We start from the raw sequence: 24,516 nt of genomic DNA on the forward strand, positions 1-24,516 counted from the left end.
GTGCTGACCAAGTGTCTGGCGCATTGGGCGGGCAGCGTGCTGCCGCTGGTGATCGCGGCACCTTTGCTCGGCCTGTTCATGAACATGGAGCCGCTCGGTATCGGCGCGACGGCATTTACGCTTCTTGTCGGCACGCCGGCCATAACCTTCATCGGCGCCGCCGGAGCGGCTGTGGCTGTGGCGCTGCCGCGCGGCGGGCTCTTGATCTCCGTGCTGGTGCTGCCGCTCACCATTCCGGTGCTGATCTTCGGCGTCTCGGCGAGCTATGGCGCGGTGGCCGATCCCGCGCCGTTCCTGCAGCCCTTCCTCATTCTTGCCGCGCTGACGCTGTTTCTTGCCGTGGTGGGGCCGCTGGCCGCGGCGCTGGCGTTGCGGCACGGGACGGATTGAGGCGCTGGGGCGTTTCTCAACTGCGGCACCGCGCCTGATTGCGCGGCATGTGACGCAGAGTTAAGGGAAGGCATGGTCGAACGGATTGGCATGGCAGGCGCGAAAGGTGCCCAGATGGAGCGGCTGATATGAGTGCTCATGCTCTCTATGTCGCCGCAGCCTATGCCATCAGCGCGATCGTGCTCGTCGGGCTGATCGCCTGGATCCTGCTTGACCGGCGGGCGCGCAAGCGTGAGCTCGCGGCGCTCGACGCGGCCGGCGTGCGGCGGCGCTCCGACAAGGCCGGGACGGCGAAGCCGTGAGCGCCGAAACCGGAGCCCCGGCGTCGCCCCGTCGCCGCCTGTTCGTGCTGCTTCCGCTGCTGGTATTCCTGGGCTTGGCGGGGCTGTTCCTGTCGCAGCTTTTGTCCGGCCGCGACGAGTCTGAAATTCCCTCGGCTCTGATCGGCCTGCCGGCGCCGCAGACGAACCTGCCGCCGCTCGGAGGCTCGAACCTGCCGGGGCTGGACTCAAGATCCTTCGCCGGCAAAGTGACGCTGGTCAACGTCTTCGCATCTTGGTGCGCGCCGTGTCGGGAAGAGCATCCGGTGCTTCTGGCGTTGTCGCAGGACAAGCGGTTCACGCTTGCCGCGCTGAACTACAAGGACGAGCCGGCAAACGCCCGTCGCTTCCTTGGCGATCTCGGCAATCCCTACCAGGCGATCGGCGTCGATCCGGCCGGGCGCGCGGCGATCGACTGGGGCGTCTACGGCGTGCCGGAGACCTTCGTCATCGGCAAGGACGGCAAGATTGCCTACAAGCATGTCGGGCCGCTGACGCCGGAATCGGCGAAGGATTTGCTGTTGCCGCAGATCGAGAAGGCCCTGGCGGTTTCCGGTTAGGCGCCCCTTGCGTCGTCATTCCAGTGCGAGGCAAGGAGCGAAGCGACGCGGCGCAAAGGCCGGCTCGACCGGCCTCGGACTCAACCGTAAATCTGCTTGTGGATCTGGTAGAGCATCTCGGAGCGGTCGGCACGCAGATCGGCGAGATCGCGGCTCGACAGGTTCTCGATTTCTGCGACGAGACGATTGTAGTGGCGGCGCTTGGCGAGGTTGGTGCGAGCGCGGGTGACGAGGTTGTCGAAGATCATGACGAGGTTCCTTCTGAGTTATTCCTCCCTGATCGATTGCGAGAATGACATAGGAATGGTGCATTGCAAAAGAAAGATGTTGCAATGCACCATTGCAAGCAGCGCATAGCCGGTTAATGGCGTCTTAGCCCCTACACGCGTCAACATGCCGTGAGAGGCATCCGCGATCTTGCCTTCTCCGCTCTGTGCTGGCTTGATCGCGCGTCTTTTGATTGCCGGGAGGGAAAGCATGACGGCCGCTGACTATGAACTTCTCGATCCGCGTTTCTCGCGGCTGTTCAACGCCAATGAGCGGGTTGAGAAGCTGTTCACCGGGTGCCGGTGGGCGGAAGGCCCGGCCTGGTTCGCCGCCGGCCGCTACCTCGTCTGGTCCGACATCCCCAACAACCGCATGCTGCGCTACGATGAGACCGATGGCAGCGTGAGCGTCTTCCGCCAGCCGTCCGGCAATTCCAACGGCAACACCGTCGACCGGCAGGGCCGGCTGATCACCTGCGAGCATTCGGGCCGCCGCGTCAGCCGCACCGAGCATGACGGTTCGGTCACCACCATCGCCGACAAATGGCGCGGCAAGCGGCTCAACTCGCCAAACGACGTCGTCGTCCGTTCCGACGGCTCGATCTGGTTCACCGATCCGGCCTACGGCATCGACAGCGATTATGAAGGCGACCACGCCGAGAGCGAAATCGGCGCCTGCAATGTCTACCGCGTCGACCCCGGCACGGGCGAGATCGACGCCGTCATCACCGACATGGTCAGGCCCAATGGGCTCGCCTTCTCGCTCGATGAAAGCCTGCTCTATGTCGCCGACACGGGCCGCACCCATGGCGCCAAGAACCCCGCGCATATCCGCGTCTTCAATGTCGGCAAGGCCGGCAAGAAGGTCTCGGGCGGCAAGGTCTTCGCCGACTGCACGGCCGGCCTGTTCGACGGCTTCCGGCTGGACGAAAGCGGGCGCATCTGGACGAGCGCCGCCGACGGCATCCATTGCTACGATCCGGATGGTACGCTGATCGGCAAGGTCAAAGTGCCGGAAGTCGTCGCCAATTGCGTCTTCGGCGGCGCCAAGCGCAACCGCCTCTACATCTGCGGCACCACCTCGCTCTATGTGGTCTGGCTGATGGTGAATGGGGCCAAGACCTTTTGACCGGCATCGGCGTCAGCGGCCGCGGATAAAGCCGGCGAAAGCCCGAACCGCGTCGCGCATCGCCTGCCGACTGGTCGGCTCAGCCAGGATTTCTTCCACCTCCGGCGGCTTCTTGCCGAGCAGCGCGATCTCCAGCGCGGTCTCTTCGTAAAGCGCGAAGGACATCGTGCGCATGATCTCGGCAAGGGCGGCGCGGGCAAAGAGCGAGCGCGGCGAGGCGTGCACCAGCAACGCCGGCTTGCCGACGGCGGCGTCGCGCGACACCAGCCAGTCGAGCGCGTTCTTCATGCCGCCCGGCACGCCATGGGCGTATTCGGGACAGGAGACGATGACGCCATCGGCGCGGGTGACGGCCTCGATCAGGTATCTTGCCTCACACGGCGTGCGCTCGCCCTCTTCGTCCGGGTTGAAGATCGGCAAGCGGCCGAGCCCGTCATAGACGGTGACGCGGCAATCCGCGGGCACGTTGGCGGCAAGCGCCGCGACAAGGGCCGAATTGGTCGAGGCGGCGCGCAGGCTGCCGGATATGGCGAGGAGGTTCAGCAAGGGTGACGGGGGCGGTTCGGACGAATCGTGCCCGGGAGCCTACCACATGGTCTGCCGGTAATCGTCGTCCAGTTCGCGGTCGATCTCGCCGGCGCTCTCTGTAAGCGCCAGCTGGTCGCGGATGATCTGGCCGAGCGTCGGCAGGCTCGCGCGGTCATACCAGGTCTCCGGCTCCCACAGCTCGGAGCGCATAAAGGCCTTGGCGCAGTGCATGTAAGCGGCCTTGACCGTCACCACGATGACGCTCTGCGGCTCCTTGCCGTCGACGGCCAGGCGGGCGCGCAGTCCGGCGTCGATGGTTATGTGGGCTTCGCCGTTGACGCGCAGCGTCTCGTTCATGCCGGGAATGAGGAAGAGCAGCCCTACCGACGGGTAACGAACGATGTTTTCCAGCGTGTCCAGCCGGTTGTTGCCTGGACGGTCAGGGATGGCGATGGTGGAACTGTCGAGGATGGCGGTGAAGCCGGGCTTGTCGCCCTTCGGGGTCACGTCGGCATTGCCGGCGCCGTCGGAGGAGCCGATCAGCACGAATGGGCTCTTGCCGATGAAGGAACGGCAGTGGCCATCGAGCGCCTTGAGTTCCTTGCGGATCGACCCGTCGGTCGGCCGCGGCGTCTTGTAGATCGTCCTCAGCTCATCGCGCGTGGTGAGGAATTCCATGCCGCCCCCTCCCCGGAACCTGCTCTATTTACTCGCCTGCTCTTCCTTGGCTTTTTCCTCCAGCGAGTGGCGCATGATCAGCGGCATCTGGCTGAAGGTGAAGAGAAGCGTGATCGGCATGATGCCCCAGACCTTAAAGGTAACCCAGGCATCGGTTGAAAAATTCCGCCACACGACTTCATTGACGAGGGCCAGGAAGAGGAAGAACAGGCCCCAGCGGAAGGTGAGCTTGCGCCAGCCTTCGGCATCGAGGCTGAAAGCCGAGTCGAAGACATAGCCAAGCAGCGACTTGCCGAAGAAAAGGCCGCCGAGCAGCACGCCGCCGAACAGCGTGTTGACGATGGTCGGCTTCATCTTGATGAAGACGTCGTCCTGCAAATAGAGCGTCAGCGCGCCGAAGATAAGGACGACGACGCCCGACACCAGCGGCATGATCGGCAAGGTGCGGGTGAGCAGCCACGAGGCGATCAGCGCCAACGCGGTGGCGGCCATGAACAGGCCGGTGGCGACGAAGATCGGGCCGCCGAGCTCGGCCAAGGCCGGAAATTTCTGCGCCAGCCATTCGCCGCGCGCATTGGCGAAGAAGAAGACCAGCAGCGGCCCGAGCTCGAGCACCAGCTTGAGCGGGGGGTTGATGCCCTCCTTCTTCTGTTTCTGCGGGTCGGACGGGTCGCGTTCGAGGATGTTCATGGAAGTCCTTGTTGTCCCGAAAGTCGGCGCTTTTGGGATCGTTCAAGCAACGCCGGCGATCGCTCTGGCGAATTCGCTGGCCGAGAAGGGTTCGAGGTCGTCGACCTGCTCGCCGACGCCGATAAAATAGACCGGCAATCTATGCTTGGCGGCGATCGCCACCAGAATACCGCCGCGCGCCGTGCCGTCCAGCTTGGTCATCACCAGGCCGTTGACGCCGGCGACGTTGCGGAAGATCTCGACTTGGCTGAGCGCATTCTGACCGGTGGTGGCGTCGACGGTCTGCAGCACGGTGTGCGGCGCCTCCGGATCGAGCTTGCCCAGCACGCGCACGATCTTTTCCAGCTCCGCCATCAGCTCGGTCTTGTTCTGCAGGCGGCCGGCCGTGTCGATGATCAGCACGTCGGAGCCTGCCTCCTTCGCCTTCTCGAAGGCATCGTAGGCGAGGCCGGCGGCGTCGGCGCCAAGCTTGGTGGCGATGACCGGCGACTTCGTGCGTTCGCCCCAGATCTTCAGCTGCTCGATGGCGGCCGCGCGGAACGTGTCGCCGGCCGCCAGCATGACCGAAAGCCCGCCTTCGGTCAGCTTGGCCGCCAGCTTGCCGATGGTCGTGGTCTTGCCGGTGCCATTGACGCCGACGACCAGGATGACATGCGGCTTGTGGCTGAGATCGAGCTCGAGCGGCTTGGCGACCGGGGTCAGGACTTTTTCGACTTCCGCCGCCATCACGGCGCGGACCTCCGAGTCGGAAACGTCCTTGCCGTATCGGCTTGAGGCGAGAGAATCGGTGACGCGCAGCGCCGTCTCGACGCCAAGATCGGCGCGGATCAGCACATCCTCCAGATCCTGCAGCGTGTCTTCGTCCAGCTTGCGCTTGGTGAAGACGCCGGCGATGTTGCCGGTGAGCTCGCGCGAGGAACGGGCAAGCCCGTCGCGCATGCGCTGGAACCAGGAGCGTCGCGGGGCCGGCTCCGGTGCCTTCTGCGGCTCGGCCTTCTGCTCGACCTTTTTGGCGACCGTCACCTTGCCGGCAGCGGCGGTCGGCGGCGGCGCGGGGATGGCTTCCGGCTCGGGCGCGATCTCGGCAAGGATCCGCCCCGGCTCGACCGGCGCAGCCTGGCGAATGGGAGGCAGGGCTTCCGCCGGCGGAGCCGGCTCCGGTGGCGGCAAATCCTCCGCAGGCTGACGCTGCGCCTCACCCTCATCCTCTCCCCGTGAAGAACGGGGAGAAGGGGGCGTCGGCGTTGGTGCTTCTTCCTTCTCCCCGGCACTATACGGGGAGAAGGTGCCGGCAGGCGGATGAGGCGCGGCGCCGACCTCTAAAGATGGCTCGATAGAAGGTGCCTCGCCCGGTGGAACTTCGATCGGCGCTGGCGCCTCGGCCGGGACTTCGCTGGGCGTCGTCGGCACTTCGACGGGCCCCGGCACCGGCTGCGGCTCCGGACGCGAAGGCTCGATCTCCGGCTCGGCCGGCGCGGGTGCAGGCACCTCCTGCGGTGCCGGCGCGGGCACCGGCTCAGGTGCAGGTTCGGGCGGAGCAGGCACTTCCTCGGGTGCAGGCGGCTGCGGCTGCTCCGGGGCGGGCCGCGGCTCTTCTTCCGGCTGGGGCTGCGGCAGCGGCTCCGGCTCGGATGGAACAACCGGCTCCGGTGCCGGCGGGATGACGGGTTCCGGCGCCGGCGGAATGTCCGGTGCGGGTTCGGGCTTCGGCTCCTCGGGAACCGGTTGTGGCGCAGGTCCTGCCTCCCCCTCGATGGGGGAGGTCCCGAGCGCAGCTCGAGGGTGATTGGCGCCGGCGTCGGCGCTGCGGGACGCAGGCTCCTGCTCGGTTTCCGGTTTCAGCGCCTCGAGCGCGTCCCATTTGATCGGCGGCAGGGGCGCGGTCTCGTCGACGCGCTCCTCGACGACTTCCTTCTTGCCGAACGAAAATATCTTCTTGAAGAAACCAGCCATACGTCTTGCAGTCTCAGGCGGCTTGCGCGGCGAGCGGCGCCGCGATCAGCCGGGCGCCGTCATGGCCGGTGACAACCGCCTCGACGATCTCGCTCGGCTGTCCAACGCCAATCGCGGCAAGCGTGAAACCTTCGGTTCGGCCTAGCCCATCGCGCTCGATCAGGATCGATTGCCGCGTGCCGGCAAGGGCGGCCAGATGGCGACGGTAGGCGGCCTCGCCGGCGGCGCGCAGCCTTGCGGCACGCTCTTTCACCACCTCGCGGCCAAGCTGCGGCATGCGCGCGGCGGGCGTGCCCTCGCGCGGGCTGAACGGGAAGACGTGGAGGTGCGTCAGGCCGCATTCCTCGACGATTTTCTCCGAGTTTTTGAACATCGCCTCGGTCTCGGTCGGGAAACCGGCGATGATGTCGGCGCCGAAGACGATGCCGGGACGGAGCTTGCGCACGTCCTCGCAGAAGCGGATCGACTGATCGCGCAAATGCCGGCGCTTCATGCGCTTCAGGATCATGTCGTCGCCCGATTGCAGCGACAGATGCAAATGCGGCATCAGCCGCGGCTCGGTGGCAATCGCGTCGAGCAGCTCGTCGTCGGCTTCTATGGAATCGATCGACGACAGCCTCAGCCGCTTCACCTCGGGCACCTGTCGCAGGATCGTCTTCACCAGCTTCCCAAGTTTCGGGCTGCCCGGCAGGTCGGCGCCGAAGCTGGTCATGTCGACGCCGGTGAGCACGATCTCGGCATAGCCATTGGCTGCGAGACGCTTGACCTGCTCGACCACGGCGCCCATCGGCACCGAGCGCGAATTGCCGCGGCCGTAAGGAATGATGCAGAAGGTGCAGCGATGGTCGCAGCCATTCTGCACCTGCACGAAGGCGCGCGCCCGGCCCTCAATGGCGTCGACCATGTGGCTCGCCGTCTCGCGCACCGAGAAGATATCGTTGACGCGCGCCTTCTCGGTATCGTTGACGCCGAAGTCCGGCAGCGCGCGGTAGGAGTTCGCCTTGAGCTTCTCCTCATTGCCGAGCACCAGGTCTACCTCGTCCATGGAGACGAAGTTCTGCGGCTCGGTCTGCGCGGCGCAGCCGGTGACGATGATGCGCGCTTCAGGGTTCTCGCGACGGGCCTTGCGGATCGCCTGCTTGGCCTGGCGCACGGCTTCGGCGGTGACGGCGCAGGTGTTGAAGATGACGGCGCCGCCTTCCAGCGCGCCGAGGCCGGCGCTTTCGGCCTCGCGGCGCATCACCTCCGATTCATAGGTGTTGAGGCGGCAGCCGAACGTGACCACGTCGATACCATTGCCGATAGGCCCTTCGGGCGCCGGGCCCTTTTGAAGAGCGGACATCAGGCGGCGCTTTCGGTGTCGCGGGCCCAGGCGCCGGTCGAAGGGTCGAAGCTGCCGGAAAACTCCCATTCGGCGGCGCCGGTCAAAATTACGTGATCGTCGTCGCGCCACTCGACATTGAGCTCGCCGCCGCCGGGCGTGACCAGCGACACGCTGCGGCCGGTGCGCTTGGTGCGGGCGGCTGCCACCACGGCGGCGCAGGCCGCGGAGCCGCAGGCCTTGGTGAGACCCGCGCCGCGCTCCCAGGTGCGGATGATCATCGTCTCGGGCGAGGTGACCTGAGCGATGGTGATGTTGGCGCGCTCGGGAAAGATCGGATGGTTCTCGAGCAGCGGACCGAATCGGTCGAGCTCGTAGGACCAGACGTCGCGGTCGACCCAGAAGATCGCGTGCGGATTGCCCATCGAGACGACCGAAGGCGAATGCAGCACCGGCGCATCGATCGGGCCGATCTGCAGTTCGATCATGCGAGTGTCGCGGAACTCCTCGGCAAGCGGGATCTCCTGCCAGCCGAAACGCGGCTTGCCCATGTCGACCGAGATCGAGCCGTCGGCATGTTCCTGAGCATTGAGAATGCCGGCGCGGGTTTCGAAGGTGAAGGTCTTTTGGCCGGTCTCGGCCGCAAGCGCCTGCACGACGCAGCGCATGCCATTGCCGCAGGCCTGCGCACCGGTGCCGTCCGAATTCAAGATGTCGACGTAATAAGCAGTGCCGGTCGTGCGCGGATCATGGATCGCCATGATCTGATCGAACTTGGTCGCCGCGACGGCATTGAGGGCAATCGCCGCGGCTGCGGTCACCTTGTCGCCACGGCCGCGCATATCGGCGACGATGATCTCATTGCCGATGCCGTTCATCTTGGCGAATGGGGCAGTGCCTGCCATCTAACCGGTCGTTCCAATTCCGTTTGGCGCTATATGGCGGAAACGGGCGGGAATTACCAGTGCAACGCGACTCCTGGCCAGGAACGCAGCTCTGGCCTGCCGCGGCGAATATGCGAGCTAAGTCACGGCGAAGACGCCGAGCACGATCAGCAGGAAGATGATCAGCACAATACCGATCAGGATGCGGGCACCTGTGGCGGCGGCGCCGGCGAGCGCGGGCATGCCAAGCAGGCTTGCCGCAGCGGCAACGATAAGAAGGATGATGATCCACTTGATCATGGAAAGCTCCGAGGCGGATTTGCGCTGTGGAACCAACGCGTTTGCCCGGGCTGGGTTCCTTAGCCAGGCGGCGGCACATCCCATGCTTCGCCCGGGCGCATGGCGCGAAAACGCTTCGGCGAAATGCCTTCGGCCGTCAGTGCCTCGGCGAGCTTTTGCGCCGGTTCCTCGATCGGCTCGTCGGTGAGCTGAAAGGTGCCCCAGTGGCAGCCGGCAGCATGGACGGCGCCGCACAGCCTCATGCCCTGGACGGCTTCCGCCGGATTCTGGTGCTGCGGGGCCATGAACCAGCGCGGCTCATAGGCGCCGATCGGCAGGATGGCCAGCCGAAACCCGCCATGCTTTTCCGCCATTCGGCGGTAGTTGGTGCCGCCATGGAAGCCGGTGTCGCCGGCGAAATAGACCTTGCCGCCCGCCGTATCGACGACGAAGCCCGCCCACAGCGCCATGCGCCGGTCGCGCCCGCCGCGCGCCGACCAGTGATGCACCGGCTCGATGTGGATGATGCCGTCGCTGGCGACTTCGACGCTGTCGCCCCAATCATGTGCCGACACGCGCATGCCGGGAACGGCAGTGCCGATGATCGCATCGTTGCCGAGCGGCGTGATCACCATCGGGTCGTGGCTTTGCTTCAGCCGCTTGAGGGTCGCGAGGTCGAGATGGTCGTAGTGGTTGTGACTGAGCAGCACCAGGCCGATCGGCGGCAAGTCGCAAAAGGCGATGCCCGGCGCGTTGACCCGCTTCGGTCCGGCGAAGCCGAAAGGCGAGGCACGCTCGGACCAAACCGGGTCGGTCAGGATATTCAGGCCGGCTGTCTGGATGAGCAGCGAGGCGTGACCCACCATGGTGAGCCGAAGCGCGGCGCCTTCGATCCGTTGTTCGGGCTTCGCCTGCGGATATGGGCTCGGCCAGGCCGCCGGCCATTTCGAGCGCCCACCGCTCAATTGCCATTTCAGCAAATCGGTGAAGCGCGCCGGCGGCCTGCCGTCGGGATTGAAAAAGAGGCTGCCGTCGAAATGATCGCTGAGTGGGCCGCTATAGTAGCGGTTGGCTGCTCTTGTTCTTGCGGCCATCGTTTCTCCGCCCACTCCCTGTCGCTTGTCCTGAAATAAGGACGCCGCCGCCTGGCGCAAGCATTTTGCTGGGGGAATGCCAAGGGCCAACGGTCGGCTTCGACTAGGATCGACGATGTGGAGGGACAAGACCGTGGCGAAGAAGCGGACCGGGACACCGTGGATGAAGGCCGATGATTTCGGCCGCTCGCTGCCGCATGGGCTGGGCGTCAACTTGCTTGTCACCGACATGGCGGCGATGGAGGCTTTCTGCCGCGATGTGCTAGGCGCGCGCATCATCTATGCCGACGAGGATTTCGCGGCCATCGAGCTGCTCGGCTCGATCTTCATGCTGCATGCCGACCATTCCTATCTCGACAATCCGATGACCGGCGTCTTCGCCGGAGCCGAAACGCGTGGCGCCGGCATCGAGCTGCGCCTCTATGGCGCCGATCCGGATGCGGTCGAAAAAAAGGCCGCAGCACTCGGCCACATCGTGCTGGCCGGCTCGATCGACAAGCCGCATGGCTTGCGCGAATGCTATATCGTTGGTCCGGACGGGTATGTCTTCGTGCCCAGCGCGCGGCTGCGAGCCTGAAACTTCAATACGTTAGGGTCCAACTTCTCGCCTGGGGCCGCGGTGAGCAAGGCCGTCGCGACAAATTTGCAACACCAGCTCCGAAAACCCTATTTTAACCATATCGGGTTGAAATTCTGCCACCTTCGCCATCTTGGTGAAGCGAGTGTTTACGCGGACGGCGCCCCCCACCGAATCCGACGGAGGTTGGAATGATTTTTTCGAAGACTGGCCTTTTGGCCGTATCGCTGGCCGCGCTCGTTGCGAGCGGCTGCTCGACCTCGCGCTTCTCATCGATGGACGATCAGCAGCCGGCGCCGCTCACGCCGGCGCCCTCCGGCACGGTGACGCAGAACCAGCTGCCGCCGCCGGCTGCTCCGGGCACCACCGACCCGTCGCAATTCCCCACCGCGCCGAAGAACAGTCAGATGGCTTCGCTGCCGCCGGACGGTTCGGCGCCCACGGGCGCCGCGGACCTGACCGCGGCCAGCGTCGCCGGCGTCTGGAATGTCAGTGTCTCCGGCCAGAGCTGCAAAGTGGCGACGCCGCAGACCAAGTTCGGCGCCGGCTACCGCGCCGGTCCGCTGCATTGCCCGGCTCCGATCGACGGCATCAAGTCGTGGAATGTCGCCGGCAAGCAGCTGACGCTCTACGACGAAAACGGCGGCACGCTGGCCAGGCTCTATTCCTCCGGCGGCGAAAAGTTCGACGGCCAGACTTCCAACGGCCAGCCGATCTCGCTTACAAGGTAGGGCGGACCCTCCCCTATTGTTTCACGCAGTTTCGGATGGCAAGCCGCTTTCCGAAATTGCCCGAGAACGACGTGACCTATGCACCTGCGTGACGGCCTTCAGACGCATGCGACCGTCAGGCAGCGCTACGACCATCTGGTCGAAACCGGCGTGGTCGAACGCGATCCGGCGCAGGAGCGCGTCGTCGCCGCGCTCGACCGGCTGACCGACGAGATCTCCGCAAAAAGGCTGGCGCAGAAATCGAGCGCGCTGGGCTGGCTGTTCGCGCGCAGCAACAAGCCGCGCGAGGCCGTCAAGGGCCTTTACATCCATGGCGGCGTCGGGCGCGGCAAGACGATGCTGATGGACATGTTCTTCGATCTCCTGCCGGTCAGGCGAAAGCGCCGCGTCCATTTCAACGATTTCATGGCCGACGTGCAGGACCGCATCCAAAAACACCGGGCGGCGCGCAAGAACGGCGATGTCAAGGAAGACGATCCGGTCCCGCCGGTGGCGCGGGCGCTGGCCGAGGAGGCCTGGGTGCTGTGCTTCGACGAGTTTTCGGTCACCGACATTGCCGATGCCATGATCCTGTCGCGCCTGTTCTCGGCGCTGTTTTCCAAAGGCGTCGTGCTGGTCGCCACCTCCAACGTCGCGCCTCATGACCTTTATCGAGACGGCCTCAACCGGCAGCTTTTCCTGCCCTTCATCGGCCTGCTCGAACGTCATGCGCATGTGCTGACGCTGGATGCCGAAAAGGACTACCGGCAGGAAAAGCTCAACCGCTTGCCGATCTATGTCACGCCCGCCGACGCCGCGGCCGACCGCGCGCTCGACGACGCTTGGAAGACGATGACACATGGCAGGCCGACCGAGGCGATGACGCTGACGCTGAAAGGGCGTCAGCTCGTGGTCCCGCGCGCTGCCGGCGATGCCGCCCGTTTCTCCTTCGCCGATCTCTGCGAAAAGCCGCTCGGCGCGCGCGACTATCTGGCCATCGCCGACCGCTTCTCGACCGTCTTCATCGACCATGTGCCGGTGCTCGGCGAAGGCAAGCGCAACGAAGCCAAGCGTTTTATTCTGCTCATCGACACGCTTTACGACCACCACATGCGGCTGGTGATGAGCGCCGCCGCGCCCCCCGAGGGGCTCTACACCGCCAGGCGCGGCACGGAAGTCTTCGAATTCGAGCGCACTGCCTCGCGACTGATCGAAATGCAGAGCCGCGACTGGCTGGAAGGCTGGGCGGAGAGGCGGCAAGTCGGGGCGGAACCCGCGGAGGCGCGGCAGGCGTGAGCGTAGCCACCTGGAGTCCTCATCCTAGGGCGGAGCGACGCGAGGCGGAGCCCAGGGCCTGGGAAGGAAGCGATAAGCGCTTCGTCGCTTGGATGCGCATCTCCCGAACCGCTCAGCCGCCCCACTTGGCTGTCCGCCCCTCCTAAAATCACAACGGCGTCATCGCCGGGATGAAGGCCTTCTGATTTCATCGTTTATTGTATAAATTTTGGTCAGTTAGCTCGAAAATTTTGACGTTTACGTAATTCCCAATGCATCTAACCGATTGAAAACACTGGGTGCAAAATAACCGTTTGAATTTTCTCCATGCCGGAGCTATTGGGTTCGGCGAAATCCTGCGGTTTCCCGCATTCCTTCCGGCCCCCGGCCCCCGTCACGGCACCGTCACAGACAAAGGGAAAACATCCTGACATGGCACGCAACAAGATAGCGCTCATCGGCTCGGGCATGATCGGCGGCACGCTCGCCCATATGATCGGCCTGAAGGATCTCGGCGACGTGGTGCTGTTCGACATCGCCGAGGGCATTCCGCAGGGCAAGGGTCTCGACATCGCCCAGTCCTCGCCGGTCGACGGATTTGACTCCAGACTGACAGGCGTCAACGACTATGCCGGCATCGAGGGCGCGGATGTCTGCATCGTCACCGCCGGCGTGCCGCGCAAGCCCGGCATGAGCCGCGACGATCTTCTCGGCATCAATCTCAAGGTCATGGAACAGGTCGGCGCGGGTCTCAAGAAATACGCGCCGAAGGCGTTCGTCATCTGCATCACCAACCCGCTCGATGCCATGGTCTGGGCACTGCAGAAGTTTTCGGGCCTGCCGACCAGCCATGTCATCGGCATGGCCGGCGTGCTGGACAGCGCCCGCTTCCGCTACTTCCTGGCGGAAGAGTTCAAGGTCTCGGTCGAGGACGTCACCGCCTTCGTGCTCGGCGGCCATGGCGATTCGATGGTGCCGATGATCCGCTATTCGACCGTGTCGGGCATCCCGCTGCCCGACCTCGTCAAGATGGGCTGGACCTCCAAGGACAAGCTCGACCAGATCGTGCAGCGCACCCGCGACGGCGGCGCCGAGATCGTCGGCCTCTTGAAAACGGGCTCAGCCTATTACGCGCCGGCCGCCTCGGCCATCGCCATGGCCGAATCGTACCTGAAAGACAAGAAGCGCGTGCTGCCCTGCGCTGCGCACCTGTCTGGCCAGTACGGCGTCAAGGGGACCTATGTCGGCGTCCCCGTGGTGATCGGCGCCGGCGGTGTCGAGCGCGTCATCGAGATCGACCTCTCCAAGGCCGAGCAGAAGATGTTCGACAATTCGGTGGCGGCCGTGCAGGGCCTCACCGAGGCCTGCACCAAGATCGCCCCGCATCTCGCCGGCAAGTAATCGTCCCTCTCCGGAGACCAAGCGCATGAACATCCATGAATATCAGGCCAAGGCGCTGCTGAAGTCGTTCGGCGCGCCCGTCGCAAGCGGCGTTCCGGTGTTCAAGGCGAGCGAGGCGGAAGCCGCCGCCAAGACGCTGCCCGGCCCGCTCTATGTGGTGAAGAGCCAGATCCATGCCGGCGGCCGCGGCAAGGGCAAGTTCAAGGAACTCGGCCCCGACGCCAAGGGCGGCGTGCGGCTGGCGAAGTCGGCGGCCGAAGTGGTCGCCAACGCCAACGAGATGCTCGGCCAAACGCTGGTCACCAAGCAGACCGGACCGGCCGGCAAGCAGGTCAATCGCCTCTATATCGAGGACGGCGCCGATATCGACCGCGAGCTCTATCTGTCGATCCTGGTCGACCGTTCCGTCGGGCGCATCGCCTTCGTCGTCTCGACCGAGGGCGGCATGGATATCGAGGCGGTCGCGCATGACACGCCGGAAAAGATCCTCACCGTCGCCATCGATCCGGAAAAGGGCGTGACGGCCGATGATGTGAAGAAGCTCAACGCCGCGCTGCAGCTCGACGGCGATGCGGCGCAAGACGGCGGCACGCTGTTCCCGCTGCTCTACAGGGCCTTCGTCGAGAAGGACATGAGCCTGCTCGAGGTCAATCCGCTGATCGTCATGAAGAACGGCCAGCTGCGCGTGCTGGACGCCAAGGTGTCGTTCGACAACAACGCTCTCTTCCGCCATCCCGACGTGATGGAGCTGCGCGACACCACCGAAGAGGATGAGAAGGAGATCGAGGCGTCGAAATACGACCTCGCCTATGTCGCGCTCGAGGGCAATATCGGCTGCATGGTCAACGGCGCCGGCCTCGCGATGGCGACGATGGACATCATCAAGCTCTACGGCGCCGAGCCGGCCAACTTCCTCGATGTCGGCGGCGGAGCCTCGAAGGAGAAAGTGACGGCGGCCTTCAAGATCATCACCAAGGATCCGGCGGTCGAAGGCATCCTGATCAACATCTTCGGCGGCATCATGAAGTGCGATGTCATCGCCGAGGGCGTGATCGCCGCGGTCAAGGAAGTCGGGCTGAAGGTGCCGCTGGTCGTGCGGCTGGAAGGCACCAATGCCGAGCTCGGCAAGAAGATCATCAATGACAGCGGCTTGAACGTCGTCTCGGCAGACGACCTCGACGACGCGGCCAAGAAGATCGTCAAGGCGGTGAAGGGCTAAACGGCTGTGGAACAGGACGCCACGCAAAGCTTGCTTGGATACGTCATTGCATGGCTGCCGATGGCGATTTTCCTGGTGATCTGGATCTGGGGTCTCGTCACTCTAAAGCAGTATGTGCGAGCCCGGGAACTTGCCGGCCATGACAACGCGACCGCTATTCGTGAGCTCGTCGAGACGAATCGGGAAATTGTAGCCGTGCTGCGCGACCTGAAGTCGGAACTTCAAGGGCGGAGGTCATAGGATGCCTCCGCGCAAGATAAATCTGGTCGAGGCGGCGAATGCGAAGATCGCCAAGGTCTTCGATCCGCACATCGCCGGCGACGTCAACGACAGCCAAGCCAAGGTCGCCAAGTTCGGCGAGGTTTTCGACTGGCACGCGCATGATGACGAGGACGAGGCCTTCCTCGTGCTGCGCGGCAAGATCGCCATCGATTTCCGCGACGGGCCGGTCGAGCTCGGCGAGGGCGATTTCATTGTCGTGCCGCGCGGCGTCGAGCATCGGCCGCGGTCGCTGACTGTCGAGCCCGTGGTGCTTATGTTCGAGCCGGCGACCACCCTCAACACCGGCAATGCCCAAAGCGACCTCACCGTCACCGATCTGAAGCGGCTCTGAGCCATGAACGCGACGCCTTTCTCATCCCTCTCGGCCGATCACCAGCGCCTGCAGGCGCTGGTCGGCGCGTGGCGTGGCGAGGAAGATGTCGCGGCGACGCAATGGACCGATGCCGGCGCCGCGACTTCGGAAGTGCTTGCGGACGCGCAGTTCGGCGGCCAGTTCGTGGTCCAGCGCTACCGCCAGCGCCGCGACGGCACGATCTCGTTCGGCGCGCATAATGTGTTCGGCTTCGATCAGCCGAACGACGTCGTCACCATGCATCAGTTCGACTCGATGGGTTTCGTGCCGGTCACACCGGCTACGGGCACATGGAACGGCAACGAGCTTGTGCTGGAACGGTCGTCGCCGCGCGGCTCGGCTCGCGTGACTTACAGTTTTGACGGCACTGATACTTACCGCATGCGATTGCACTTCAAGCCCGCCGGCAGCGACGCCTGGCAAGACATGGTGAGCGGCCTCTACCGGCGCGTTTCGCCTTCCTCGATCAACGGTTTTTAGAAAAGGGCCGCGATGTCCATTCTCGTCGACAAGAATACCAAGGTGCTGGTGCAGGGCCTGACCGGCAAGACCGGCACCTTCCATACCGAGCAGGCGCTGGCCTATCACGCCACCAAGATGGTTGGCGGCGTCCATCCGAAGAAGGGCGGCGAGACCTGGACCGGCGCGAAGGGAGAGACCCTGCCGATCTTCGCCACCGTCGCCGAGGGCAAGGAGAAGACCGGCGCCACCGCCTCCGTCATCTATGTGCCGCCGGCAGGCGCAGGCGAAGCGATCATCGAGGCGATCGAGGCCGAGATCCCGCTGATCGTCTGCATCACCGAGGGCATCCCGGTTATGGACATGGTCAAGGTCAAGGCGCGGCTCGACCGCTCCTCCTCGCGGCTGATCGGCCCGAACTGCCCGGGAGTTTTGACCCCCGACGAATGCAAGATCGGCATCATGCCCGGCAACATCTTCCGCAAGGGCTCGGTCGGCGTTGTTTCCCGCTCGGGAACGCTTACCTATGAAGCGGTCTTCCAGACCAGCAATGTCGGCCTCGGCCAGACCACTGCTGTCGGCATCGGCGGCGACCCGGTCAAGGGCACCGAGTTCATCGACGTGCTCGAGATGTTCCTCGCCGACGACGAGACCAAGTCGATCATCATGATCGGCGAGATCGGCGGCTCGGCCGAGGAAGACGCCGCGCAGTTCTTGAAGGACGAGGCAAAGCGCGGCCGCAAGAAACCGATGGCGGGCTTCATTGCCGGACGCACGGCGCCCGCCGGCCGCACCATGGGCCATGCGGGCGCGGTGATCTCCGGCGGCAAGGGCGGCGCGGAAGACAAGATCGCGGCGATGGAATCGGCCGGCATCAAGGTTTCGCCGTCACCGGCGCGGCTCGGCACGACGCTGGTCGAGGCGATCAAAGGTTAAGGGCGTAGGGAGTAAGCGAATAGGGCAGCAGGGAAAGATCAGCGGCAAAAATGCCCTACTCCCCTACTGCCTTACTCCCCTACTCCCTTCCATAAAAGGAGACGGAGCCAGGCTCCGCAGACGAAAATGGCAAGACAAGATCAGGCCAACGACCAATTCTCGCTCACCTCGTTCCTTTATGGCGGCAATGCCGACTATATCGACGCGCTCTATGCCGCCTATGAGGACAACCCCGGCTCCGTCGATCCGGAATGGCAGGACTTCTTCGCCGCGCTGAAGGACGACGCGGGCGACGTGCGCAAGAACGCCAAGGGCGCTTCCTGGGCGAAGCCGTCCTGGCCGATGCAGGCCAATGGTGAGCTGGTTTCGGCGCTCGACGGCAATTGGGGCCTGGTCGAAAAGCACATCGAAAAGAAGGTGAAGGAAAAGGCGGTCGTCAACGGCGCGGCCCTTTCCGATGCGGACGTTCACCAGGCGACGCGCGATTCCGTGCGTGCCATCATGATGATCCGCGCCTTTCGCATGCGCGGCCACCTGCACGCCAATCTCGACCCGCTGGGCATCGCCAAGCCGCTCGAGGACTATAACGAGCTGTCGCCGGAGAATTACGGCTTCACCGAAGCCGACTACGACCGGCCGATCTTCCTCGACAATGTGCTGGGGCTCGAGTTCGGCACCATCCGGCAGATGCTGGATATCCTCACCCGCACCTATTGCTCGACGCTTGGCGTCGAGTTCATGCACATCTCCGACCCCGAGGAGAAGGCCTGGATCCAGGCGCGCATCGAGGGCGCCGACAAGGAGATCACCTTCACCGCCACCGGCAAGAAGGCGATCCTGTCGAAGCTGGTCGAGGCCGAAGGCTTCGAGCAATTTATCGACGTCAAGTACAAGGGCACCAAGCGCTTCGGCCTCGACGGCGGCGAGTCGCTGATCCCGGCGCTGGAGCAGATCGTCAAGCGCGGCGGCCAGCTCGGCCTGAAGGAGGCCGTGCTCGGCATGGCCCATCGCGGCCGCCTCAACGTGCTTTCGCAGGTCATGGCCAAGCCGCACCGCGCCATCTTCCATGAGTTCAAGGGCGGCTCGGCCGCTCCCGACGATGTCGAGGGCTCGGGCGACGTGAAGTACCATCTCGGCGCCTCCTCGGACCGCGAGTTCGACGGCAACAAGGTGCACCTGTCGCTGACCGCCAACCCCTCGCATCTGGAAATCGTCGACCCGGTCGTGATGGGCAAAGCGCGCGCCAAGCAGGACCAGCTCGCTGGCCGCGAGCGCGGCGAGATCGTGCCGCTGTCCGAGCGCGCCAAGGTGATGCCGCTGCTGCTGCATGGCGACGCGGCGTTCGCCGGCCAGGGCGTGATCGCGGAGATGTTCGGGCTCTCCGGCCTGCGCGGCCACCGCGTCGCCGGCACGCTGCATTTCATCATCAACAACCAGATCGGCTTCACCACCAATCCGCGCTTCTCGCGTTCGTCGCCCTATCCGTCGGATGTGGCGAAGATGATTGAGGCGCCGATCTTCCACGTCAACGGCGACGATCCGGAAGCGGTGGTGCATGCCGCGAAGGTGGCGACGGAATTCCGCATGAAGTTCCACAAGCCGGTGGTGGTGGACATGTTCTGCTACCGCCGCTTCGGCCATAATGAAGGCGACGAGCCGTCCTTCACGCAGCCGATCATGTACCGCAACATCCGCAGCCATAAGACGGTTGTGCAGGTCTATGCCGACCGGCTGATCGCCGAGGGTCACATCACCCAGGCCGAGGTCGACAAGATGCGGGCCGACTGGCGCGCGCATCTGGAACAGGAGTGGGAAGTCGGCCAGTCCTACAAGCCGAACAAGGCCGACTGGCTTGACGGCGCCTGGTCCGGCCTGCGCACGGCCGACAACCAGGACGAACAGCGGCGCGGCAAGACCGCGGTGCCGGTCCGCACGCTGAAGGAAATCGGCAAGAAGCTGACCGAGGTGCCGAAGGATTTCGAGGCGCACAAGACGATCCTGCGCTTCCTCGAGAACCGCCGCCAGGCGATCGAGTCCGGCGACGGCATCGACTGGTCGACCGCCGAGGCGCTGGCCTTCGGCGCCATCCTGCTCGACGGCAATCCGATCCGGCTCTCCGGCCAGGATTCGGAGCGCGGCACCTTCTCGCAGCGCCATTCCGTGCTCTACGACCAGCGTGACGAGACGCGCTACATTCCACTCAACAATCTATCTGCGGCCCAGGCCGGCTACGAAGTCATCAACTCGATGCTCTCGGAAGAGGCGGTGCTCGGCTTCGAATATGGCTACAGCCTCGCCGAGCCCAAGGCGCTGACGCTTTGGGAAGCGCAGTTCGGCGATTTCGCCAACGGCGCCCAGGTGGTGTTCGACCAGTTCATCTCGTCCGGTGAGCGCAAGTGGCTGAGAATGTCGGGCCTCGTCTGCCTCCTGCCGCACGGCTATGAAGGCCAGGGGCCGGAACATTCCTCGGCCCGCCTCGAACGCTTCCTGCAGCTCTGCGCCGAGGACAACATGCAGGTGGCGAACGTCACGACGCCGGCTAACTATTTCCACATCCTGCGCCGGCAGTTGAAGCGCGACTTCCGCAAGCCGCTGATCCTGATGACGCCGAAGTCGCTGCTGCGCCACAAGCGGGCGGTGTCGACGCTGTCGGAGATGGCGGGCGAAAGCTCGTTCCACCGACTGTTGTGGGACGATGCGCAGCTCTTGGCCGACCAGCCGATCAAGCTCGTGAAGGATTCCAAGATCCGCCGTGTCGTGCTCTGCTCCGGCAAGGTCTATTACGACCTCTACGAGGAGCGCGAGAAGCGCGGCATCACCGACATCTACCTGTTGCGCGTCGAGCAGCTCTACCCGTTCCCGGCCAAGGCGCTGATCACCGAGCTGTCGCGTTTCCGCAACGCCGAGATGGTGTGGTGCCAGGAGGAGCCCAAGAATATGGGCGCCTGGTCGTTCATCGATCCTTATCTCGAATGGGTGCTGGCGCATATCGACGCCAAGCATCAGCGGGTGCGCTATACCGGCCGGCCGGCCTCGGCCTCGCCGGCCACCGGACTGATGTCGAAGCATCTCAGCCAGCTTTCCGCCCTGCTCGACGACGCGCTGGGCGAGTAAGCAGACCCGGACCAAACAGACCTCAAGAAGACAAGAGAACGGACAGGCACAATGGCTACCGAAATCCGCGTCCCCACTCTCGGCGAATCCGTCACCGAGGCGACCGTCGGCAAGTGGTTCAAGAAGGTCGGCGACGCGATCGCCGCCGATGAGCCGCTGGTCGAGCTCGAAACCGACAAGGTGACGGTGGAGGTGCCCGCCGCGGGCGCCGGGACGCTCTCCGAGATCACCGTCAAGGAAGGCGAGACGGTCAATGTCGGGGCGCTGCTCGGCTCGATTTCGGCCGGCGGCGCAGCCGCCGCTCCCGCCACCAAGCCGCAGGCGGTGGCGCAGGCGTCCAGTCCGGACGCCGCATCCACGACCAAGCAGGCCGCCGCCGAAACCGCCAAGATGGCCGGCGACGCCGGCCCGGTCGAGCCGCGCACCATGCCGCCGGCGCCGGCTGCGGCCAAACTGATCGCCGAGCACAATCTCTCGGTCGAGCAACTGACGGGCTCCGGCAAGCGCGGCCAAGTGCTGAAGGGCGACGTCCTCGATGCCATCGCTAAGGGCGCGCCATCGCAGCCGGCCGAGACGCCGAAAGCGGCTCCTGCTCCTGCTCCCGCACCGGTCGCGGCCCGCGCGCCGTCGACGGCCGACGATGCTTCGCGCGAGGAGCGCGTGCGCATGACCAAGCTGCGCCAGACGATCGCGCGCCGGCTCAAGGAGGCGCAGTCGACCGCCGCCATGCTCACCACCTTCAACGAGGTGGATATGAGCGCGGTGATGGCGCTGAGGGCCAAGTATAAGGACGTGTTCGAGAAGAAGCATGGCGTGAAGCTCGGCTTCATGGGCTTCTTCACCAAGGCCGTCACCCATGCGCTGAAGGAGATCCCGGCGGTCAATGCCGAGATCGACGGCGCCGACATCATCTACAAGAACTTTGCGCATGTCGGCGTCGCCGTCGGCACCGACAAGGGCCTGGTGGTCCCGGTCGTGCGCGATGCCGACCAGATGTCCATCGCCGAGATCGAGAAGGAGATCGGCCGGCTGGGCCTCGCCGCGCGCGACGGCAAGCTTTCGGTTGCCGACATGCAGGGCGGCACCTTTACGATCTCCAACGGCGGCGTCTACGGATCGCTGATGTCGACGCCGATCCTCAATGCGCCGCAGTCCGGTATCCTCGGCATGCACAAGATCCAGGAGCGGCCGGTGGTGGTCGGCGGCCAGATCGTCATCCGCCCGATGATGTATCTGGCGCTCAGCTACGACCACCGCATCGTCGACGGCAAGGAAGCGGTGACCTTCCTCGTCCGCGTCAAGGAAAGCCTGGAGGATCCCGAGCGGCTGGTGCTCGATCTCTGAGGTGGAGCATGAAGGCTCGCGGGCGGGGCGGCGAGTGAAGGCCCGTTGGCTCAGCACCGCGAGGCCGGTCGCGCTTGCCGCCGGTGCGGCTCTCGTAGCAGCCGATGCCCAGGCCGCTTGCCCGATCCAGCTTGCCGCCTATGGCGAGGCGAAAAGCGGCGCCGAGATCGATTTCAGCCCGACGGGTACCTCGGCGACGATCGCCAACACATTCCGCATGATACTCGACAACAATACCGTGCTCGATGGCATCGCCATGTGGACCGAGGGCTCCGCCGGGCGGCCGCACGGCTCGCTGATGTACAAATGCCCGACCGGCGACGTCACCGGCGAGGAGCTCGCCGCCTGCACGGTCTGGGAAGGCGTGGTCTATAGCGCCGATGAGAAGGGCGTCGTGGGTCTGCTGCCGGCCGAGGGCGCGGATGCGCCGAAGAGCCTGATCTTTCCCGATCTCGGACCGTCGCTCGAAATGTCAGCCGCTTATGGTCCGGCGGGCTTCTCAAAAGTACCGTGGGACGTCTTTGCCCTGAAAGGCTGCCAGGAATGAATGCCGACAAGAAGACGCTGCTGGTCACCGGCGGCAGCCGCGGCATCGGCGCTGCCATATGCCGGCAGGCCAGTCGGGCAGGCTATGGGGTGGCGATCAACTATGTCTCCAACCGGGCCGCCGCCGAGGCGCTCGTCGCCGAGCTCGAAGCCGCGGGCGGCGAGGCCTTCGCGGTCAGGGGCGATGTCGGCAACGAGGCCGATGTGGTGGCGATGTTCGAGGCGGTGGACCGGGCCTTCGGCCGGCTCGACGCCTTCGTCAACAATGCCGGCATCGTCGACGTCAAGGCGCGTGTCGATGAGATGAGCGCCGAGCGGATCGAGCGCATGATGCGCATCAACGTCGTCGGCTCCTTCCTCTGCGCCCGCGAGGCCGTCAAGCGCATGTCGACCCGTCACTGCGGCAAGGGCGGCGCCATCGTCAATCTGTCCTCGGCGGCGGCACGACTGGGCTCGCCCGGCGAATATGTCGACTACGCCGCTTCCAAGGGCGCGATCGACACGCTGACCGTTGGTCTGGCGCGCGAGGTGGCGCTGGAAGGCATCCGCGTCAATGCCGTCAGTCCAGGCATCACCGAAACCGACATCCATGCCTCCGGCGGCCAGCCCGAGCGCGTGGCGCGGATGCAGGATCTGCTGCCGCTGAAGCGCGCGGGCACGGCCGACGAGGTCGCGAGCGCGGTTCTCTACCTTTTGTCGGACGCGGCCTCCTATATAACGGGCGCGATCCTGAATGTGAGCGGCGGCCGCTGAAGGCCAGACCAGAAGGACACCATCATGGCTTATGACGTCGTAATCATCGGATCGGGACCGGGCGGCTATGTCTGCGCCATCAAGGCGGCACAGCTCGGCCTGAAGACAGCGGTGGTCGAGAAGAACGCCACCTTCGGCGGCACCTGCCTCAATATCGGCTGCATCCCGTCGAAAGCCCTGCTCCACGCCTCCGAGATGTTCGCCGAAGCCGGTCATGCCTTCGATATGCTCGGCATCGAGGTCGGCGCGCCAAAACTCAATCTGAAGAAGATGCTGGCGCACAAGGATGCGACCGTGGCCTCCAACGTCAACGGCGTCGCTTTTCTCTTCAAGAAGAACAAGATCGACTCGTTCCGCGGCACCGGCAAGGTGATCGGCGCCGGCAAGGTGTCGGTCACCGGCGAGGGCGGCAAGGTCGAGGAGATCGAGACCAAGAACATCGTCATCGCCACCGGTTCCGACGTCGCCGGCATTCCGGGTGTCAAGGTCGACTTCGACGAGAAGGTGATCGTGTCCTCGACCGGCGCGCTGTCGCTGGCCAAGGTGCCGGGCAGTCTTGTGGTGGTCGGCGGCGGCGTCATCGGGCTCGAGCTCGGCTCGGTCTGGGCCAGGCTCGGCGCCAAGGTCACGGTTGTCGAGTTCCTCGACACCATCCTCGGCGGCATGGATGGCGAGGTCTCGAAGCAATTCCAGCGGCTGCTGTCCAAGCAGGGCTTCGAGTTCAAGCTCGGCGCCAAGGTCACCGGCGTCGCCAAATCCAAGAAGGGCGCCAGCGTGACGTTCGAGCCGGTCAAGGGCGGCGCGGCGGAAACGATCGAGGCCGATGTCGTGCTGGTCGCGACCGGACGCCGCCCCTATGCCGACAGCCTTGGATTGAAAGAAGCCGGCGTCGAGATGGACGAGCGCGGCCGGGTCAAGTCCGACGGGCATCTGAGGACCAACGTGCCCGGCATCTATGCCATCGGCGACGTCATTGCCGGGCCGATGCTGGCGCACAAGGCCGAGGACGAGGGCGTGGCGGTAGCCGAGACGATCGCCGGCCAGGCCGGTCATGTGAACTACGACGTTATCCCGAGCGTCGTCTACACCAGTCCCGAAATCGCCTCGGTCGGCAAGACCGAAGAGGAGCTGAAAAAGGCCGGCATCGACTACAAGGTCGGCAAGTTCCCTTTCAGCGCCAATGGCCGCGCGCGGGCCATGCTGCACACCGACGGCTTCGTGAAGATCCTCGCCGACAAGGCGAGCGACCGCGTGCTCGGCGTTCATATCGTCGGCTTCGGCGCCGGCGAGATGATCCACGAGGCGGCGGTGCTGATGGAGTTCGGCGGCTCCTCGGAAGACCTCGCCCGCACCTGCCATGCCCACCCGACCATGTCGGAGGCGGTCAAGGAAGCGGCGCTGGCCACGTTCTTCAAGCCGATCCATATTTAGGTGCTCGTCACGGCCGGCGCCGAAC

The 24,516-nt window shown here is 64.9% G+C and carries 27 protein-coding genes; 18 read left to right on the forward strand and 9 right to left on the reverse strand.

Features of this window, described 5'->3' with window-relative positions:
* The 3 genes from EOA49_RS14315 to EOA49_RS14325 all read left to right on the forward strand — a co-directional run.
* Nucleotides 1-390: heme exporter protein CcmB (locus tag EOA49_RS14315; RefSeq protein WP_206520176.1), on the forward strand; the 390-nt coding region annotated here is incomplete at its 5' end.
* 128 nt (nucleotides 391-518) lie between these two features.
* Nucleotides 519-692 (forward strand): heme exporter protein CcmD, encoded by a 174-nt coding sequence (gene ccmD / locus EOA49_RS14320; protein WP_067323674.1) that lies wholly within the window; start codon nucleotides 519-521, stop codon nucleotides 690-692.
* Nucleotides 689-1,270: a DsbE family thiol:disulfide interchange protein gene (locus EOA49_RS14325; RefSeq protein WP_067323672.1), complete on the forward strand. Its 582-nt coding sequence runs from the start codon at nucleotides 689-691 to the stop codon at nucleotides 1,268-1,270. The genes ccmD and EOA49_RS14325 overlap by 4 nt, the downstream gene beginning before the upstream one ends.
* A gap of 80 nt (nucleotides 1,271-1,350) precedes the next feature.
* On the opposite strand, the gene EOA49_RS14330 is transcribed toward EOA49_RS14325, so the two are convergent.
* Nucleotides 1,351-1,518, reverse strand: coding sequence for a hypothetical protein (locus tag EOA49_RS14330; RefSeq protein ID WP_082953829.1), 168 nt, complete (start codon nucleotides 1,516-1,518; stop codon nucleotides 1,351-1,353).
* A gap of 229 nt (nucleotides 1,519-1,747) precedes the next feature.
* Here EOA49_RS14330 and EOA49_RS14335 point away from each other — a divergent pair, with 229 nt between their 5' ends.
* Nucleotides 1,748-2,665 carry an SMP-30/gluconolactonase/LRE family protein gene (locus tag EOA49_RS14335; protein WP_095825166.1) on the forward strand — a complete coding sequence of 306 codons (918 nt, stop codon included), beginning with the start codon at nucleotides 1,748-1,750 and terminating at the stop codon, nucleotides 2,663-2,665.
* 12 nt (nucleotides 2,666-2,677) lie between these two features.
* Here the strand turns inward: EOA49_RS14335 and EOA49_RS14340 are convergent, their stop codons facing one another.
* The 8 genes from EOA49_RS14340 to EOA49_RS14375 form a co-directional block, all read right to left on the reverse strand.
* Nucleotides 2,678-3,211, reverse strand: coding sequence for an NADPH-dependent FMN reductase (locus EOA49_RS14340; protein ID WP_127216029.1), 534 nt, complete (start codon nucleotides 3,209-3,211; stop codon nucleotides 2,678-2,680).
* Nucleotides 3,212-3,250: 39 nt separating this feature from the next.
* Nucleotides 3,251-3,871, reverse strand: a complete 621-nt coding sequence (locus EOA49_RS14345) for a pyridoxamine 5'-phosphate oxidase family protein (RefSeq protein WP_095825164.1) — start codon at nucleotides 3,869-3,871, stop codon at nucleotides 3,251-3,253.
* A 24-nt stretch (nucleotides 3,872-3,895) separates the two neighbouring features.
* Nucleotides 3,896-4,561: a septation protein A gene (locus tag EOA49_RS14350; protein WP_095779961.1), complete on the reverse strand. Its 666-nt coding sequence runs from the start codon at nucleotides 4,559-4,561 to the stop codon at nucleotides 3,896-3,898.
* A gap of 42 nt (nucleotides 4,562-4,603) precedes the next feature.
* On the reverse strand, nucleotides 4,604-6,514 hold the full coding sequence (ftsY, locus tag EOA49_RS14355) for a signal recognition particle-docking protein FtsY (protein ID WP_127243208.1): 1,911 nt from the start codon (nucleotides 6,512-6,514) through the stop codon (nucleotides 4,604-4,606).
* A gap of 13 nt (nucleotides 6,515-6,527) precedes the next feature.
* On the reverse strand, nucleotides 6,528-7,856 hold the full coding sequence (gene mtaB / locus EOA49_RS14360; protein ID WP_127243209.1) for a tRNA (N(6)-L-threonylcarbamoyladenosine(37)-C(2))-methylthiotransferase MtaB: 1,329 nt from the start codon (nucleotides 7,854-7,856) through the stop codon (nucleotides 6,528-6,530).
* On the reverse strand, nucleotides 7,856-8,740 hold the full coding sequence (gene dapF, locus EOA49_RS14365) for a diaminopimelate epimerase (RefSeq protein ID WP_127240718.1): 885 nt from the start codon (nucleotides 8,738-8,740) through the stop codon (nucleotides 7,856-7,858). Before dapF ends, mtaB begins: the two co-directional genes overlap by 1 nt.
* A gap of 117 nt (nucleotides 8,741-8,857) precedes the next feature.
* Nucleotides 8,858-9,019: a DUF1328 family protein gene (locus EOA49_RS14370; RefSeq protein ID WP_066991727.1), complete on the reverse strand. Its 162-nt coding sequence runs from the start codon at nucleotides 9,017-9,019 to the stop codon at nucleotides 8,858-8,860.
* A 59-nt stretch (nucleotides 9,020-9,078) separates the two neighbouring features.
* Complete coding sequence (locus EOA49_RS14375; protein ID WP_127240719.1) at nucleotides 9,079-10,092, reverse strand: MBL fold metallo-hydrolase; 1,014 nt, start codon at nucleotides 10,090-10,092, stop codon at nucleotides 9,079-9,081.
* Between the two features lie 115 nt (nucleotides 10,093-10,207).
* Here EOA49_RS14375 and EOA49_RS14380 point away from each other — a divergent pair, with 115 nt between their 5' ends.
* The 14 genes from EOA49_RS14380 to lpdA all read left to right on the forward strand — a co-directional run bounded on the left by EOA49_RS14380 (nucleotide 10,208) and on the right by lpdA (nucleotide 24,491).
* Nucleotides 10,208-10,669: a VOC family protein gene (locus EOA49_RS14380; RefSeq protein WP_245460655.1), complete on the forward strand. Its 462-nt coding sequence runs from the start codon at nucleotides 10,208-10,210 to the stop codon at nucleotides 10,667-10,669.
* A gap of 191 nt (nucleotides 10,670-10,860) precedes the next feature.
* A complete protein-coding gene (locus EOA49_RS14385; protein ID WP_067323653.1) occupies nucleotides 10,861-11,400 on the forward strand; it encodes a protease inhibitor Inh/omp19 family protein in 540 nt (179 codons plus the stop codon).
* Between the two features lie 78 nt (nucleotides 11,401-11,478).
* Nucleotides 11,479-12,675 carry a cell division protein ZapE gene (gene zapE, locus EOA49_RS14390; RefSeq protein ID WP_067323651.1) on the forward strand — a complete coding sequence of 399 codons (1,197 nt, stop codon included), beginning with the start codon at nucleotides 11,479-11,481 and terminating at the stop codon, nucleotides 12,673-12,675.
* A 411-nt stretch (nucleotides 12,676-13,086) separates the two neighbouring features.
* Complete coding sequence (mdh, locus tag EOA49_RS14395; protein ID WP_095825158.1) at nucleotides 13,087-14,055, forward strand: malate dehydrogenase; 969 nt, start codon at nucleotides 13,087-13,089, stop codon at nucleotides 14,053-14,055.
* Nucleotides 14,056-14,080: 25 nt separating this feature from the next.
* Nucleotides 14,081-15,274, forward strand: coding sequence for an ADP-forming succinate--CoA ligase subunit beta (gene sucC, locus EOA49_RS14400; RefSeq protein WP_127240720.1), 1,194 nt, complete (start codon nucleotides 14,081-14,083; stop codon nucleotides 15,272-15,274).
* 6 nt (nucleotides 15,275-15,280) lie between these two features.
* Nucleotides 15,281-15,514, forward strand: a complete 234-nt coding sequence (locus tag EOA49_RS14405) for a hypothetical protein (RefSeq protein WP_127240721.1) — start codon at nucleotides 15,281-15,283, stop codon at nucleotides 15,512-15,514.
* Between the two features lies 1 nt (nucleotide 15,515).
* Nucleotides 15,516-15,887, forward strand: a complete 372-nt coding sequence (locus EOA49_RS14410; RefSeq protein ID WP_127240722.1) for a cupin domain-containing protein — start codon at nucleotides 15,516-15,518, stop codon at nucleotides 15,885-15,887.
* 3 nt (nucleotides 15,888-15,890) lie between these two features.
* Nucleotides 15,891-16,388, forward strand: coding sequence for a DUF1579 family protein (locus tag EOA49_RS14415; protein ID WP_067323643.1), 498 nt, complete (start codon nucleotides 15,891-15,893; stop codon nucleotides 16,386-16,388).
* Nucleotides 16,389-16,400: 12 nt separating this feature from the next.
* A complete protein-coding gene (gene sucD, locus EOA49_RS14420; RefSeq protein WP_067323640.1) occupies nucleotides 16,401-17,303 on the forward strand; it encodes a succinate--CoA ligase subunit alpha in 903 nt (300 codons plus the stop codon).
* A 126-nt stretch (nucleotides 17,304-17,429) separates the two neighbouring features.
* Nucleotides 17,430-20,417 (forward strand): 2-oxoglutarate dehydrogenase E1 component, encoded by a 2,988-nt coding sequence (locus tag EOA49_RS14425; RefSeq protein WP_127240723.1) that lies wholly within the window; start codon nucleotides 17,430-17,432, stop codon nucleotides 20,415-20,417.
* A 51-nt stretch (nucleotides 20,418-20,468) separates the two neighbouring features.
* A complete protein-coding gene (gene odhB / locus EOA49_RS14430) occupies nucleotides 20,469-21,761 on the forward strand; it encodes a 2-oxoglutarate dehydrogenase complex dihydrolipoyllysine-residue succinyltransferase (protein WP_067323636.1) in 1,293 nt (430 codons plus the stop codon).
* Between the two features lie 124 nt (nucleotides 21,762-21,885).
* A complete protein-coding gene (locus EOA49_RS14435; RefSeq protein ID WP_245460657.1) occupies nucleotides 21,886-22,308 on the forward strand; it encodes a hypothetical protein in 423 nt (140 codons plus the stop codon).
* On the forward strand, nucleotides 22,305-23,060 hold the full coding sequence (locus EOA49_RS14440) for an SDR family oxidoreductase (RefSeq protein WP_067323632.1): 756 nt from the start codon (nucleotides 22,305-22,307) through the stop codon (nucleotides 23,058-23,060). The genes EOA49_RS14435 and EOA49_RS14440 overlap by 4 nt, the downstream gene beginning before the upstream one ends.
* A 24-nt stretch (nucleotides 23,061-23,084) precedes the next feature.
* Nucleotides 23,085-24,491 (forward strand): dihydrolipoyl dehydrogenase, encoded by a 1,407-nt coding sequence (gene lpdA, locus EOA49_RS14445; RefSeq protein ID WP_095799604.1) that lies wholly within the window; start codon nucleotides 23,085-23,087, stop codon nucleotides 24,489-24,491.
* Nucleotides 24,492-24,516 lie beyond the last annotated feature (25 nt).

The sequence above is a fragment of the Mesorhizobium sp. M1A.F.Ca.IN.020.04.1.1 genome, assembly GCF_003997315.1.
Lineage (GTDB): Bacteria > Pseudomonadota > Alphaproteobacteria > Rhizobiales > Rhizobiaceae > Mesorhizobium.